Source organism: Streptomyces sp. NPDC057474 (genome assembly GCF_042802555.1).
Classification (GTDB): domain Bacteria; phylum Actinomycetota; class Actinomycetes; order Streptomycetales; family Streptomycetaceae; genus Streptomyces.
Genome location: NZ_JBHVDX010000237.1, coordinates 1 through 15,309 on the forward strand (window position 1 = coordinate 1; position 15,309 = coordinate 15,309).

A 15,309-nucleotide genomic window follows, 5' to 3' on the forward strand; every position below is an offset into this window, starting at 1 on the left:
CTACCGGGAGATGCCGGTGCGTGACCGTACGGTCGTTCTCGGTGGAAAGTGACTGCCCGCCGCCCCTTACGAACCGGCCAACCGCGCTCTACCCTGATCACCACTCGATGGTTACTCGCGAGTTAAACAACAGCCGCTTTGAGCCAGCCGCACAGTCCATGAGCCAGCTGCACTGTCGCGTGCCCCGGAGGATGTCGTGAGCGACACACAGACCCTGATCGAGAACCGTCCGCCGTCCATGGCGGCCCTCTTCCTGGAGCGTGTGGCGGCCACGCCGGACGCCGAGGCATTCCGCTACCCCGTGCCCCCCGCCTCCGGCCAGGGCCCCTCGGACTGGAAGTCACTGAACTGGGCGCAGGCGGCCGAACGGGTCAACGCCATCGCGGCCGGGCTCGTCGAGCTGGGTGTGCAGCCGGAGCAGCGCATCGCCCTGTCCTCCGCCACCAGGATCGAGTGGATCCTCGCCGACCTCGGCATCATGTGCGCGGGCGCGGCCAACACCACGGTCTACCCGCAGACGAACGCCGAGGAATCCGCCTACATCCTTTCCGACTCCGGCAGCCGGGTCCTCATCGCCGAGAACGCCGCGCAGCTCGCCAAGGCCCGCGAGAAGAAGGCCGAGCTGCCGGACCTGACCCATGTCGTCGTCATCGACCCCGAGGGCGCGGACCTCTCGGAGGACTGGATCCTCTCCCTGGCCGAGCTGGAGGAGCGCGGCGCCGCGTACCTGGAGAAGAAGCCCGACCTGGTCAAGGAGAAGGTCGGCGCGATCACCAAGGACCAGCTCGCCACCCTCATCTACACCTCGGGCACCACCGGCCGCCCGAAGGGTGTCCGTCTCCCGCACGACAACTGGGCGTACATGGCGAAGGCCATCGGTGCCACCGGCCTGCTCCAGCCGGAGGACGTGCAGTACCTGTGGCTGCCGCTCGCGCACGTCATGGGCAAGGTGCTCCTCGCGGGGCACATCGAGGTCGGGCACATCACCGCCGTCGACGGCCGGGTCGACAAGATCATCGAGAATCTGCCGGTCGTGCAGCCGACGTACATGGCCGCCGTGCCGCGCATCTTCGAGAAGGTCTACAACGGCGTCGTCGCCAAGGCGCGCGCGGGCGGGCCGGCCAAGTACAAGATCTTCCAGTGGGCGGCGGGGGTCGCCCGCGAGTACGCCAAGGTCAGCCAGGACAACTTCCGTCGCACCGGTACCGCGTCCGTGCCGTTCGGGCTGGAGGCCAAGCACAAGGTCGCCGACGCGCTGGTCTACAAGAAGCTGCGCGAGGCGTTCGGCGGCCGGCTGCGCGCCTGTGTCTCCGGCTCGGTCGCGTTGGCGCCCGAGATCGGCTTCTTCTTCGCCGGCGCCGGCATCCCCATCCTGGAGGGCTACGGCCTCACCGAGTCCTCCGCCGCCTCCTTCCTCAACCCGGGCGAGGCCTACCGCACGGGCACGGTGGGCAAGCCGCTGCCCGGCACGGAGGTGCGCATCGCGGACGACGGCGAGATCCTGCTGCGCGGCCCCGGCATCATGGAGGGCTACCACAAGCTGCCGGAGAAGACCGCGGAGGTGCTGGAGGCCGACGGATGGTTCCACACCGGTGACATCGGGGAGCTGTCGCCCGACGGGTACCTGCGGATCACCGACCGCAAGAAGGACCTGTTCAAGACGTCCGGCGGCAAGTACATCGCGCCGACCGAGATCGAGGGGCAGTTCAAGGCGCTGTGCCCGTTCACGTCCAACGTCATGGTGATCGGCGCCGACCGTAACTTCTGCACCGCGCTCATCGCCCTCGACGAGCTGTCCATCCAGGGATGGGCCGCGGAGAACGGGCTGGCGGGGAAGTCGTACGAGGAGGTCATCTCGGCGCCGGCGACGGTGGCGATGATCGAGGGGCATGTCGCGCAGCTCAACGAGGGGTTGCAGCGGTGGCAGACGGTCAAGAAGTTCCGGTTGCTGCCGAGGGATCTCGATGTCGAGCACGGTGAGCTGACGCCGAGCCTGAAGTTGAAGCGGCCGGTGGTGGAGAAGGAGTACCAGCACCTCATCGATGAGATGTACGCGGGGGCCCGGGAGGCGTAGCGCCTTCGGTGGGGGGTGGCGGGGACTGCTTGGCGGCTGCGGGATCGTCGTGACTTGTCACGCCCACGCGGCGGAGCCGCATATCGATACAGCCCCGCGCCCCTTAGGGGCAGCCGGCGTGGTCCCTTGTCACCAGGGCTCGGAGGTCCTGTAGCTGTATTCGGACCTCCGGCAAGTCCGGAGTGGATTCAGACAGTTGTTTCTGCAGGGCGGCCAGTTTCGAGTCGACCTGTTCCGCGAGCTCCCGTTGACCTGTCAGCACGCTCTCCAACTGCTGTGTCTTGCGGTGCAGGTCCAGGAAGACGCTCACCTTCGCTCGTAACACCCAGGGGTCGAAGGGCTTGGTCAAGTAGTCCGCCGCGCCTGTGGCGTAGCCGCGGAAGGCGTAGCCCGCGTCCGCGTCGGTGCCGGTGAGGAAGATGATCGGGACGTCCTTGGTCTGGTCGAGGCGCTTGATGTTGGCGGCGGTCTCGAAGCCGTCCATGCCGGGCATGCGAATGTCGAGGAGGACGACGGCGAAGCGTTGCCGGAGGAGGGCCTTCATGGCCTCCTCGCCCGAACGGGCACGTACGAGCGGCTCGTTGAGGGATGCCAGGACGGCCTCCAGGGCGATCAGGTTGTCCTCCATGTCGTCGACGAGGAGGATGCCCGCGCGTCCGTCGGTCCGGTCCTGAGTGGTCATGGTGAGGGTGCCTCGTTCTCGTCGGTGCGTTTCTCGGGTGCCGGGTCTGCCGGGTCTGCCAGGGGCGCCGGGCTCTCCGTGACCTCCGGGTCCAGGACGGCGCAGACGACCGTGAGCAGCTGGTCGACGTCCACCGGCTTCGGTACGTAGTCGTTGGCGCCGCGGGCGATGGACTTCTCGCGGTCGCCGGGCATCGCCTTGGCGGTGAGGGCGACGATGGGCAGGCCGGCCCAGCGGGGGGTGCGGCGGATGGCGGAGATCGTCTCGTAGCCGTCCATCTCCGGCATCATGATGTCCATCAGGACGAGTTCGACGTCCGGGTTCCGCTCCAGGGTCTCGATGCCCTCGCGGCCGTTCTCCGCGTACAGCACGGGCATGCCGACGCGGCCCAGGACATGGGTGAGCGCGAAGACGTTGCGGATGTCGTCGTCGACGATCAACACCCGGCGGCCGGGCAGGACTTGCCCCGCGCGGCCCACCTTCCACGCCTCCAGCTTGGTGGGCGCGGGCCAGGAGTCGTCGCTGTCGTGCGCGGCCGGGTACGGCTCGGTGGTCAGCTGCTCGGGTACGAGGCTGCCGTGCTCCTCGGCGGCGGGGCCCGTCACCCCGTGGCCGGGACTGAAGACGGGGATGTACAGCGTGAAGGTCGAGCCCTTGCCGGGGACGCTCTCGGCGATGATGCGGCCGCCGAGCAGGCCGGCGATCTCCCGGCTGATGGACAGACCGAGGCCGGTGCCGCCGTACTTGCGGTTGGTCGTGCCGTCGGCCTGCTGGAACGCCTCGAAGATCACCGGGAGTTTCTCGGCCGCGATGCCGATGCCGGTGTCGGAGACCGCGAAGGCGATCACCTCGTCGTGGTCCTCGCGGGTGAAGCGGTGGTCGGGGTCCTTGACGCGGCTGACGGTCAGCTCGACCCGGCCGGACGCGGTGAACTTGATCGCGTTGGAAAGGAGGTTGCGGAGGATCTGCTGGAGGCGTTGCTCGTCCGAGTACATCTCGCGCGGTACGTCCTCGCCGACCGTCACGTCGAAGGCCAACCCTCGGTCGAGAGTGAGCGGGCGGAACGTGGCGTGGACGTAGTCCAGGAGTTTGATGAGCGGGAGGCGCTTCGGGCGTACGTCCATCCGGCCCGCCTCGATCTTCGAGAGGTCGAGGATGTCGTTGATCAGCTGGAGGAGGTCGGAGCCGGAGCGGTGGATCGTGGCCGCGAACTGCACCTCCTGGTCGGTGAGATGGCCGTCCGGGTTGTCGGAGAGCAGTCGCGCCAGGATCAGCAGGGAGTTCAGCGGGGTGCGGAGTTCATGGGACATGTTCGCCAGGAACTCCGACTTGTACTGCGAGGAGGTGGCCAACAGCGCCGCCTTCTCCTCCAGTTCGGCGTTCGAGCGCTGCAACTCGGCCTGTTGTTTCTGGAGTTCGTCGGAGCGTTCCTGGAGCTGCATGGCGAGGCGCTGGGACTCGCCGAGGAGGGACTCCGTGCGGGAGTTGGCGATGATGGTGTTGATGGCGACGCCGATGGTGTTCACGAACTGGTCGAAGAACGCCAGGTGCACGTCGGAGAAGCGTGAGAAGGAGGCGAGCTCGATCACGCCGAGGAGCTTGTCCTCGAAGAGGATCGGGATGATCACGACACTGGACGGGGAGGCCTCGCCGAGGCCGCTGTTGATCTTGATGTAGTCCGGCGGGGCCTCCTCCACCAGGATGCGCTTCTTCTCGCGGGCCGCCTGGGCGACGAGGCCGTGCACGGGGAGGCCGCCGGTCTCGACGGTCGCCCCCTGTGCCGCGCCGTAGCCCGCGATGAAGGCGAGGCCCTTGGTGGGCGCCACCGGGCGCAGGGCCGCGCCGTCCTCGTCGGGGTCGGCCAGGTAGAAGGCGCCGTACTGGGCGTTCACCAGCGGGGTCAGCTCGCGCAGGATCAGGTCGGCGACCTCCATCAGGTCGCGGTGGCCCTGCATCAGCGCGGCGAGGCGGGCGAGGTTGGACTCCAGCCAGTCCTTCGCGCGGGTGGTCTCGCGGAGGTTGGCCACCATCAGGTTGATGTTGTCCTTGAGCTCGGTGACCTCGCCCTGCGTCTCCACCGTGATCGAGCGGGACATGTCGCCCTGGGCCACGGCCGAGGCGACCTCGGCGATGGCGCGGACCTGGGTCGTCAGGTTCAGGGCGAGTTCGTTCACGTTCGTCGTCAGGCGCTTCCAGGTGCCGTACACACCCTCCACCCTTGCCTGGCCGCCGAGTTGACCCTCGGAGCCGACCTCGCGGGCGACCCGGGTCACCTCGGAGGAGAAGGAGGAGAGGGTGTCGACCATCGTGTTGATGGCGGTCTTCAGCTCCAGGATCTCGCCGCGCGCGTCCACGTCGATCTTCTTGGAGAGGTCGCCGTTCGCCACGGCCGTCGTCACCTGGGCGATGTTCCTGACCTGCGAAGTCAGGTTGTCCGCCATGTAGTTGACGTTGTCGGTCAGGTCCCGCCACACACCGGACACGCCCAGCACCTGGGCCCGTCCGCCGAGCGCGCCGTCGGTGCCGACCTCGCGGGCCACCCTCGTCACCTCGTCGGCGAAGGCCCGTAGCTGCTCCACCATCGTGTTGACGGTGTCCTTCAGTTCCAGGATCTCGCCGCGCGCGTCGACGGTGATCTTCTTGGAGAGGTCGCCGTTGGCGACGGCTGTCGTCACCTGCGCGATGTTGCGGACCTGCGAAGTCAGGTTCAGGGCCATGAAGTTGACGTTGTCGGTGAGGTCTTTCCAGACGCCGGAGACGCCCCGGACCTGCGCCCGACCGCCGAGGTTTCCTTCGGTGCCGACCTCGCGGGCGACGCGGGTGACTTCGTCGGCGAAGGCGGAGAGCTGGTCGACCATCGTGTTGATGGTGGACTTCAGCTCCAGGATCTCGCCCTTCGCCTCGACCGTGATCTTCTGGCTCAGGTCGCCGTTGGCGACGGCGGTGGTGACCTGGGCGATATTGCGGACCTGCGAAGTCAGGTTCGACGCCATGAAGTTGACGTTGTCGGTGAGGTCCTTCCAGACGCCGGAGACGCCCCGGACCTGGGCCCGGCCGCCGAGCTGCCCCTCGGTGCCGACCTCGCGGGCGACCCTCGTCACCTCGTCGGCGAAGGCGGACAGTTGATCGACCATCGTGTTGACGGTGAGCTTCAGTTCGAGCAACTCGCCGGTCGCCTCGACGGTTACCGTACGGGTGAGGTCGCCGCGCGCCACCGAGGTGGTCACCAGGGCGATGTCACGCACCTGCGCGGTCAGCCGGGAGGCCATGGTGTTGACCGCCTCGGTCACGTCCCGCCAACTCCCGGACAGGCCACGGACCTTGGCCCGGCCGCCGAGCCGCCCCTCCGTGCCGACTTCGCGGGCGACCCGGGTCACCTCGCCGGTGAACAGCGACAACTGGTCGACCATCTTGTTCACGGCGCGACCCAACCGACGTAGGTCGCCCCGGAGTTGGCGGTTGCCGTCGTGCAGGTCGACGCGCTGGGTCAGGTCGCCGCCGGCCACCGCGTCCAGCACACGCGTGGCGTTCGCGGCGGGGGCGACCAGGGCGTCGAGCGTCTGGTTCACGTCGTCGACACGGGTCGCCCAGGCGCCCTGGCCCGGGCTGGCCGAGAGCCGCTCGTCGAGCCGGCCGTGCCGGACCAACTCCCGCCGCACGCGCTGCACTTCGGTGCCGAAGTGGGTGCTGCGGTCGATGATCTGGTTGAAGAGGGCGCACAGCTCCGCCACCGGCGCGGGGCCCGCCTCCGGGATCTTCGTGAAGCTGCCGTCTCGGGCGGCGGTCATGGCCGCGATCAGCGCACGGAGATCGGATGCCCGGATCAGTCCGTCCGTTTGGCTGTCATTTTGGCCATTTTCGAGCACCCGCGTAGCAGTGTTCTCACTCATGGTGGCCCACTTCGGTAACTCGGCGCTTATGGGCGTGGTCAGTCTGTCACTCTGTCCATGCCGCCTGAGGCCTATTCGTCCGAACTTTCTCAGGGAGCCGCTCAGTGGGGGCCATTCCGACGCAACGGGAGATCGTGTCCTGTGCTCCTGATGCGCCCGCGCGCGTCGGGTCCGAGTCTCTGCACGCCGCGCCCGCGTACGCGGGCATCGACCGGCGCGCGGTGGCGCACGTGTCGCTTCCCGGGGGCCCGCTCGCGCCGGGAGCCGCCCGGCGCTTTGTCGGCGCCGCGCTCGCGGAGTGGGCCGAACTCGACCTGGCCGGCGCCGCCGCCCTCTCCGCCCGCCTCGTCGAGGACGTACTCGTCGTGGTCAGCGAGCTGGTCACCAACGCGGTCGTCCACGCGGGCACGGATGTCGAGCTGCTGTGCCGTCTGGGCCGCGACGACCCGGCCACCGCCGGGTGGCTGCTCGTCGAGGTCTCGGACCGCCACCCCTCCAGGGCGGTACGGGACGAGGGCACCGAACGCCCGTACCTGGTCGAACGGCCTTACGGGGCCGCCGAGTACGGACGTGGCCTGCGTCTCGTGGCCGCGCTCTCCGAAGCCTGGGGGATCACCTACCGGACCGGCATGAAGAGCGTCTGGGCCCGGCTGTCGGTCGACGGGGCGATGGCGGTGGAGGACTCCTTCGAGGCGTACGGCGGTGACGAGGGGGACGTGGGAGCGTACGTCGGTGCGGGGTGCGCGGGGGCGTACGTCGGCGTTGAGGGTGAGGCCGGGGCGTACGAGGTCGACACGCGCTGTGACGTGCGGGCGTACGCCGGTGAAGTGGACCTCGAACACGGCCGGGGCCCGGTCGATCTGGTCGCCCCCGTGCCCCGCCGTGGTGTGGAGCGTGACCGGGAGTGGTTGAACCGGGGTGCGCTCTCCTTTCTCGCCGAGGCGTCCGATCTGCTCGCCGGGCAGCTGGACGAGGATCTGGTCGCCGCGCTCGCCGGACAGCTGCTGGTGCCGAGGCTGGCCGACTGGTGCGCGGTGTGGCTGGAGGACGAGGGGATGGGTTGGCGCGGGGGCGACGGTTCGCTCGGCCCGGCGCCACGGCTCGCCCGCGTCTGGCACGGCAGCGAGAACCGCATCGAGGAACTGCGCCGAGCCCTGGAGAAGGACCCACCGCGACTGCCCGAGTCGGTGCGGTCGAGGGCGGTCCCTGTGCCGTGGCCGGGAACGGGAACGGGAACGGGAACGGGAACGGGAACGGGATTGCGGTCGGCGGTTGAGGGGACCGAATCGGGTCCGGGCCCGGGTCCGGGTGCGGGGACTGGGACGGGGGCGGGACCGGCTTCGGAATCCGGAACGGGGAGTGGGACACCCGAGGGCGAAGGCGGGCCGGTGGAGGAGGGCGAAGGCGGGGCCGCGCTCGCGTACCGGCTGATCGCCGGTGGGCGGCCGCTCGGCACTCTCGTCATCGGCCGGGCCGGACTGCTCCGCTTCCCGGACGAGGTGACCGGGCTGGTCGAGGACCTCAGCCGACGGATCGCGCTGTCCATCGGTGCGGCCCGCCAGTACGCACGCCAGGCCACCATCAGCCGGGTCCTGCAGCGCGGACTGCTGCCGGGCGCGGTCGCCGAGATCCCCGGCGTGTCGAGCGCGCTCGTCTACGAGCCGTGCGACAAGGGCGGGCCCAGCGGCGACTTCTACGACCTGTTCCCGGCGGGCCGGGGCCGCTGGTGCTTCGCGATCGGCGACGTCCAGGGCAAGGGCCCCGAGGCGGCGGTGGTCATCGGTCTCGCCCGGCCCTGGCTGCGGCTGCTCGCCCGCGAGGGATACGGCGTCGCGGACGTGCTCGACCGCCTCAACCAGCTCCTCCTCGACGACGCGACCGAGGCGGCGGACGCCGCCGCCCGCGCCCTGGTCACGGCGGGCGACCCCGGCCTCGTCGACCCCGACGGCCCGCAGACCCGCTTCCTCTCCCTCCTCTACGGCGAACTCGTCCCCGTCGCCGGCGGCGTCCGCTGCACCCTCGCCTCCGCCGGGCACCCGCTGCCGCTGCTCCTGGGCCCTGACGGCGACGTGCGGGCCGTGGCCGAGCCGCAGACGCTGCTCGGGGTGATCGAGGACAGCGAGTACGTCTCCGAGACGTTCGAGCTGCGCCACGGCGACACGCTGCTGTGTGTGACCGACGGGGTCACCGAGCGGCGCAACGGCCCGCACATGTTCGACGACGGGGACGGCCTCGCCACCGCGCTCGCCGGCTGCGCCGGGCTCGACGCCCAGCTGATCGCCGAACGGATCCGACGGCTCGTGCACGAGTTCGGGCAACGACCGCCGGACGACGATCTGGCGCTGCTGGTGTTGCAGGCGGAGTAGCGGGGCCGGTGGTCGGAACACCCGAGAAGGCCGGCGGAGCGGTGCAGCCGGCCGACGGAGCAGCGGGGTCGGTCGACGGAGCAGTGGGGTCGGTCGATGGAGCAGCGGGGTGGGCCGGCGGAGCTGCCCGGGTCGGCCGACGGTGCAGCACTCGGACGTACTCGTCCCGTGCTGGACAATGGAAGGCATGCCTTCCGCACTCCCTGACGGTGAGCCCGTCCCCGACGACGGGGCGCTGCCCGCGCACGCCCTGGCCGGCGCGGCCGAGCGGCCCCTCGGGTTCTACCTGCACGTCCCGTACTGCGCGACCCGCTGCGGCTACTGCGACTTCAACACCTACACCGCGACCGAGCTGCGTGGCACCGGCGGTGTCCTCGCCTCCCGCGACAACTACGCGGACACGGTCGTCGACGAGATCCGCCTCGCCCGCAAGGTCCTAGGCGACGACCCGCGCCCCGTCCGTACGGTCTTCGTCGGCGGCGGCACGCCCACGCTGCTGGCCGCCGACGACCTCGTACGGATGCTGGGGGCGATCCGTGAGGAGTTCGGTCTCGCGGACGACGCGGAGGTGACGACGGAGGCGAACCCGGAGTCGGTCGACCCCGCCTACCTGGAGACCCTCCGCGCGGGCGGCTTCAACCGCCTCTCCTTCGGCATGCAGAGCGCCCGGCAGCACGTCCTGAAGATCCTCGACCGTACGCACACGCCGGGGCGCCCGGAGGCGTGCGTCGCGGAGGCCCGCGCGGCGGGCTTCGACCACGTCAACCTCGACCTGATCTACGGCACGCCCGGGGAGTCCGACGACGACTGGCGGGCCTCCCTGGACGCCGCGCTCGGCGCCGGACCGGACCACGTCTCGGCGTACGCGCTGATCGTCGAGGAGGGCACCCAGCTCGCCCGGCGCATCCGTCGCGGTGAGGTCCCGATGACGGACGACGACGTCCACGCCGACCGCTACCTGATCGCCGAGGAGATGCTCTCGGCCGCCGGCTTCGACTGGTACGAGGTCTCCAACTGGGCCACCTCCGACGCCGGGCGCTGCCTGCACAACGAGCTGTACTGGCGCGGCGCGGACTGGTGGGGCGCGGGGCCCGGCGCTCACAGCCATGTCGGTGGCGTCCGCTGGTGGAACGTCAAGCACCCGGGCGCGTACGCGGGCGCGCTGGCGGCAGGGCGGTCACCGGGGGCCGGGCGGGAACTGCTGGCGGACGAGGACCGCCGGGTCGAGCGGATCCTGCTCGAGCTGCGGCTCCGGGAGGGCTGCCCGTTGTCCTTGCTGCGGGAGGAAGGCCTTGCGGCGGCCGGGCGCGCTCTGTCCGACGGGCTCCTGGAGGCGGGACCCTACGAGGAGGGGCGCGCGGTGCTCACGCTGCGGGGGCGGTTGCTGGCGGACGCGGTGGTGCGGGACCTGGTGGACTGATCACCCTGGTGAATGAATCCGTGCGGAACGGGGGTTCGGTACCTAACCTGGTTCGTAGGCTGCCGCCGTAATTGCACGGTGGCGGAAACCGGAGGGCTGCGGAGATGACCGCTGTGGACGACCGACCGATGACCACCGACATCGTGAAGTTCTTCGAGAGCTTTGAGTTTCCCGAAGGATTCAAGGTCGAGCTCCTCCGGGGGGAAATTGTGATGATGGCGGGGCCGGACGTGGCCCACAACGACATCCTGGAGGCGGTTGTGGACCAGATCCCCCGCCAGCAGTGGCGGCGACTGCAGACCCAGGACATCGCCATGCTCGAAGAGACCAGTGAACCGCAGCCGGACCTTGTGGTGATTGAGCGTGGCGCTGGACCAGGTCACGGGAGGCTGATGCCGTCGGAGGTCATCACCATGCTTCTGGAGGTCGTTTCCAAGACGAGTGTGGCCCGCGACTATGGCGTCAAACGGTCGATCTACGCGGCGGCAAAGGTACCTGCCTACTTCATCATCGACCCCGTTATGGCCCAGTGTGTACTGCTTACTGAACCGACGGGCCATGGCGAAGACGCGGACTACCGCTGCCAGCGCATCACCAAGTTCGGCGACCTCACCCCGCTGGAGCCCATCGGTATCGAGCTGGATACCAGCGAGTTCGCCGCATACGAGAACGTCAGGCCCCACCGCTATCCGTGACGAAGTCGATCAGCTCCTCCACCCGTCCCAGTAGCTCCGGCTCCAGGTCCCTGTAGGAACCCACCCGCGCCAGAATCGCCTGCCACACCGCTCCGGTGTTGTCCGAAGGCCACCCCAGCGCCCGGCACACCCCCGTCTTCCAGTCCTGCCCCCGCGGCACGCGCGGCCACGCCTCGATACCCACCGACGACGGCTTCACGGCCTCCCAGATGTCGATGTACGGGTGGCCGACGACGAGCGCGTGTTCGCTCGTCACCGACGCCGCGATACGGGACTCCTTGCTGCCCGGGACCAGATGGTCGACCAGGACACCCAGCCTCGCATCAGGCCCCGGCGCGAACTCCGCGACGATCGCGGGCAGGTCGTCCACGCCCTCCAGGTACTCCACGACCACGCCCTCGATGCGCAGGTCGTCGCCCCACACCCGCTCGACGAGTTCGGCGTCGTGGCGGCCCTCGACATAGATGCGCCCGGCGCGGGCCACACGGGCGCGGGCGCCGGGGACGGCCACCGAGCCGGACGCCGTACGGCTCGGCCGCGCGGGCGCCGACGAGGGGCGTACCAGCGTCACGACCCGGCCCTCCAGGAGGAAGCCCCGGGGTTCCAGCGGGAACACGCGGTGTTTGCCGAAGCGGTCCTCCAGCGTCACCGTGCCCGCCTCGCAGCGGATGACCGCCCCGCAGAAGCCGGTGGTGGGCTCCTCGACGACCAGGCCGGGGTCGGCCGGGACCTCGGGGGCCGGCTTGGGCTTCTTCCAGGGAGGGGTCAGGTCGGGTGAGTACTGGCGCATTCGGATGACGATAGGAGAAGCCGCGCCCGGATTTCCCCGTGCTCAGCCCGACACGCCGAAACGCCGTGCCAGCGCGTCCCGTTGGGCCCGTACGAACGCCGCGTCCACCACCGCCCCGTGGCCGGGGACGTAGAGCGCGTCCTCGCCGCCCAGGTCCAGGAGCCGGTCCAGGGCGGCCGGCCAGCGGGAGGGGATCGCGTCGGGGCCCGCCTGGGGTTCGCCGGACTCCTCGACCAGGTCCCCGCAGAACACGACCTCCGGAGAGCCCGGAGAGCCCTCGGTGGCCGGCGTGCCCGGGATCAGGACCGCCAGGTCGTGGCCCGTGTGCCCCGGGCCCACGTTCGCCAGGAGTACCTGGACGTCGCCGCCCAGGTCGAGCGTCCACTCACCGGAAACGTGGTGGCGGGGGCGTACGAGGAGGTCGGCGGCCTCGGTGGCGTCCGTCGGCGGGAGGCCGTGGTGCACGGCGTCCGCACGGAGGACGTCGCAGTCACGGGTCAGGACGCCGCCGACGCCCACCGCGCCGAAGACCTCCACCCCGGCGAACGCGGCCGCCCCGAAGACATGGTCGAAGTGGGGGTGGGTGAGCGCGAGATGTGTCACACGGGAGCCACCGAGCAGCCGGCACGCCTCGGTGCGCAACCGCGCGCCCTCCCGCAGGCTCGAACCCGCGTCGATCATGAGGGCCGAACCGCCCCCGACCACCAGCCCGACCGTGCAGTCCCAGCCGGGAAGGCGGCACCGTCCGACCCGGGGCGTCAATCCCTGCCATCCGCACTCTTCCCAAGTCACCGTCATGCGCCGACGCTAGCTTTAGCTCCCCGCGTGCGGGGTGAGGGAGGGCGTCGGGGGAGGCCGGCGGTCCGGGCGGCGTCGGCGGTCGTGCGTACCGGTCGGTAGTAATCGGCCCGGCCCGTCGGTAGGAAGTGGCCCGACATCGTCGGACAGGTCGGTACGCCCCCGGCACGACATCGCTGGACCGGCCTTGCCGGGGGCGTACCCCACCGCCGTACACTGGGCGGGGAGTGTTGGCACTCGCCCGGGGTGAGTGCCAGGGGAGAGTCACAGGAGAGCGAGCTGGAGGTGTGCGCGGTGCTCAGTGAACGCAGGCTCCAGGTGCTGCGCGCCATCGTCCAGGACTACGTGGGCACCGAGGAGCCGGTCGGTTCCAAGGCGCTCACGGAGCGGCACAACCTCGGTGTCTCCCCGGCGACCGTCCGCAACGACATGGCGGCGCTGGAGGACGAGGGCTTCATCGCCCAGCCCCACACCAGCGCGGGCCGTATCCCCACCGACAAGGGGTACCGGCTCTTCGTCGACAAGCTGGCAGGCGTCAAGCCGATGACCCCGCCCGAGCGGCGCGCCATCCAGAACTTTTTGGACGGCGCCGTCGACCTCGACGACGTGGTGGCCAGGACCGTACGGCTGCTCGCGCAGCTGACACGGCAGGTCGCCGTCGTGCAGTATCCGTCGCTCACGCGGTCGACGGTGCGCCATGTGGAGCTGCTGTCGCTGGCTCCCGCCCGGCTGATGCTCGTGCTGATCACGGACACGGGACGGGTGGAACAGCGGCTGGTCGACTGCCCGGCGCCGTTCGGGGAAACGTCACTGGCGGATCTGCGCGCCCGGCTCAACAGCAAGGTCGCGGGCCGCCGGTTCACCGACGTGCCGAGGCTGGTCGAGGACCTGCCCGAGGCGTTCGACGTCGAGGACCGGGGCACGGTCACGACGGTGCTCTCCACCCTCCTGGAGGCACTCGTCGAGGAGAGCGAGGAGCGGCTGATGATCGGCGGTACGGCCAATCTCACCCGCTTCGGACATGACTTCCCTCTCACCATCCGGCCCGTTCTGGAAGCCTTGGAGGAGCAGGTCGTCCTCCTCAAGTTGCTTGGTGAGGCCGGGGATTCGGGCATGACCGTACGCATCGGTCATGAGAACGCGTATGAGGGACTCAACTCCACGTCCGTCGTCTCCGTCGGTTACGGTTCGGGCGGCGAGGCAGTAGCGAAACTGGGCGTGGTCGGACCTACGCGCATGGACTATCCGGGAACGATGGGAGCGGTACGAGCGGTGGCACGGTACGTCGGACAGATCCTGGCGGAGTCCTGAGTGGCCACGGACTACTACGCCGTTCTCGGCGTGCGCCGCGACGCTTCTCAGGACGAGATCAAGAAGGCGTTCCGGAGGCTCGCGCGCGAGCTGCACCCGGACGTCAATCCCGATCCGAAGACCCAGGAGCGGTTCAAGGAGATCAACGCCGCCTACGAGGTGCTCTCGGACCCGCAGAAGAAGCAGGTCTACGACCTCGGCGGCGACCCGCTGTCCCAGGCGGGCGGCGGAGGCGCGGGCGGCTTCGGCGCCGGTGGCTTCGGGAACTTCTCGGACATCATGGACGCCTTCTTCGGTACGGCGTCCCAGCGGGGCCCGCGGTCGCGTACGCGCCGGGGGCAGGACGCGATGATCCGGCTGGAGATCGACCTCGACGAGGCGGCCTTCGGCACGACGAAGGACATCCAGGTCGACACGGCCGTCGTCTGCACGACGTGCAGTGGCGAGGGCGCGGCCCCGGGTACGACCGCCCAGACCTGTGACATGTGTCGCGGTCGTGGTGAGGTCTCCCAGGTCACGCGGTCCTTCCTCGGTCAGGTCATGACCTCGCGGCCCTGCCCGCAGTGCCAGGGGTTCGGCACGATCGTCCCGAACCCGTGCCCCGAGTGCGCGGGCGACGGGCGGGTGCGGTCGCGGCGGACGCTCACGGTCAAGATCCCGGCCGGTGTCGACAACGGCACGCGGATCCAGCTGGCCGGTGAGGGCGAGGTCGGGCCCGGTGGTGGTCCCGCCGGTGACCTCTACGTGGAGATCCACGAGCTGCCGCACTCGACGTTCCAGCGGCGCGGCGACGATCTGCACTGCACGGTGACGATCCCGATGACGGCGGCGTCCCTCGGCACGAAGGTGCCGCTGGAGACGCTGGACGGTCTCGAGGAGGTCGACATCCGGCCCGGGACGCAGTCCGGGCAGTCGATCCCGTTGCACGGGCGGGGTGTCACGCATCTGCGGGGCGGCGGCCGTGGCGATCTGATCGTCCACGTCGAGGTCCAGACGCCCACGAAGCTCGATCCTGAGCAGGAGGGGCTGCTGCGGCAGCTTGCGGTCCTTCGGGGTGAGGAACGGCCTACGGGGCAGTTCCAGCCGGGGCAGCAGGGCCTGTTTTCGCGGTTGAAGGATGCTTTTAACGGGCGCTGACCGATTTCGTTCGGCTGCGGGTCGTCCGTGGTTGCTCGCGCGGTTCCCCGCGCCCTGAAAGATCAGGGGTCACCCCCTTCTTCTGAGGGGCGCGGGGCTGTGTGGAACTCGCGGCTCCGGGCGCGTGGGCGCGACCAGCCCCCACG

The 15,309-nt window shown here is 70.0% G+C and carries 10 protein-coding genes; 6 read left to right on the forward strand and 4 right to left on the reverse strand.

Annotated features, from left to right (window positions below; genetic code table 11):
- The first annotated feature begins 196 nt into the window (after window positions 1-196).
- Complete coding sequence (locus tag ACFU53_RS40175) at window positions 197-2,074, forward strand: AMP-dependent synthetase/ligase (RefSeq protein ID WP_384004348.1); 1,878 nt, start codon at window positions 197-199, stop codon at window positions 2,072-2,074.
- Between the two features lie 103 nt (window positions 2,075-2,177).
- Here the strand turns inward: ACFU53_RS40175 and ACFU53_RS40180 are convergent, their stop codons facing one another.
- Both ACFU53_RS40180 and ACFU53_RS40185 read right to left on the reverse strand, forming a co-directional pair.
- A complete protein-coding gene (locus ACFU53_RS40180; RefSeq protein ID WP_384004350.1) occupies window positions 2,178-2,756 on the reverse strand; it encodes a two-component system response regulator in 579 nt (192 codons plus the stop codon).
- On the reverse strand, window positions 2,753-6,646 hold the full coding sequence (locus ACFU53_RS40185; protein WP_384004352.1) for a HAMP domain-containing protein: 3,894 nt from the start codon (window positions 6,644-6,646) through the stop codon (window positions 2,753-2,755). Before ACFU53_RS40185 ends, ACFU53_RS40180 begins: the two co-directional genes overlap by 4 nt.
- A 134-nt stretch (window positions 6,647-6,780) precedes the next feature.
- On the opposite strand from ACFU53_RS40185, the gene ACFU53_RS40190 reads away from it, so the two are divergent.
- The 3 genes from ACFU53_RS40190 to ACFU53_RS40200 all read left to right on the forward strand — a co-directional run bounded on the left by ACFU53_RS40190 (window position 6,781) and on the right by ACFU53_RS40200 (window position 11,127).
- Entirely contained in the window at window positions 6,781-9,012 is a 2,232-nt protein-coding gene (locus tag ACFU53_RS40190; RefSeq protein WP_384004354.1) for a SpoIIE family protein phosphatase, read from the forward strand.
- 187 nt (window positions 9,013-9,199) lie between these two features.
- On the forward strand, window positions 9,200-10,432 hold the full coding sequence (gene hemW, locus ACFU53_RS40195) for a radical SAM family heme chaperone HemW (protein ID WP_384004356.1): 1,233 nt from the start codon (window positions 9,200-9,202) through the stop codon (window positions 10,430-10,432).
- A 104-nt stretch (window positions 10,433-10,536) separates the two neighbouring features.
- Entirely contained in the window at window positions 10,537-11,127 is a 591-nt protein-coding gene (locus tag ACFU53_RS40200) for a Uma2 family endonuclease (protein ID WP_384004357.1), read from the forward strand.
- On the opposite strand, the gene ACFU53_RS40205 is transcribed toward ACFU53_RS40200, so the two are convergent.
- Together ACFU53_RS40205 and ACFU53_RS40210 are read right to left on the reverse strand one after the other, a co-directional pair.
- Window positions 11,105-11,917, reverse strand: a complete 813-nt coding sequence (locus ACFU53_RS40205; protein ID WP_384004359.1) for a DUF3097 domain-containing protein — start codon at window positions 11,915-11,917, stop codon at window positions 11,105-11,107. The two genes, ACFU53_RS40200 and ACFU53_RS40205, sit on opposite strands and share 23 nt — an antisense overlap.
- A gap of 42 nt (window positions 11,918-11,959) precedes the next feature.
- Entirely contained in the window at window positions 11,960-12,715 is a 756-nt protein-coding gene (locus tag ACFU53_RS40210) for an MBL fold metallo-hydrolase (RefSeq protein WP_384004361.1), read from the reverse strand.
- A gap of 294 nt (window positions 12,716-13,009) precedes the next feature.
- Here ACFU53_RS40210 and hrcA point away from each other — a divergent pair, with 294 nt between their 5' ends.
- Window positions 13,010-14,026 (forward strand): heat-inducible transcriptional repressor HrcA, encoded by a 1,017-nt coding sequence (gene hrcA / locus ACFU53_RS40215; RefSeq protein WP_028796968.1) that lies wholly within the window; start codon window positions 13,010-13,012, stop codon window positions 14,024-14,026.
- Entirely contained in the window at window positions 14,027-15,163 is a 1,137-nt protein-coding gene (gene dnaJ, locus ACFU53_RS40220) for a molecular chaperone DnaJ (RefSeq protein ID WP_384004363.1), read from the forward strand.
- Window positions 15,164-15,309 lie beyond the last annotated feature (146 nt).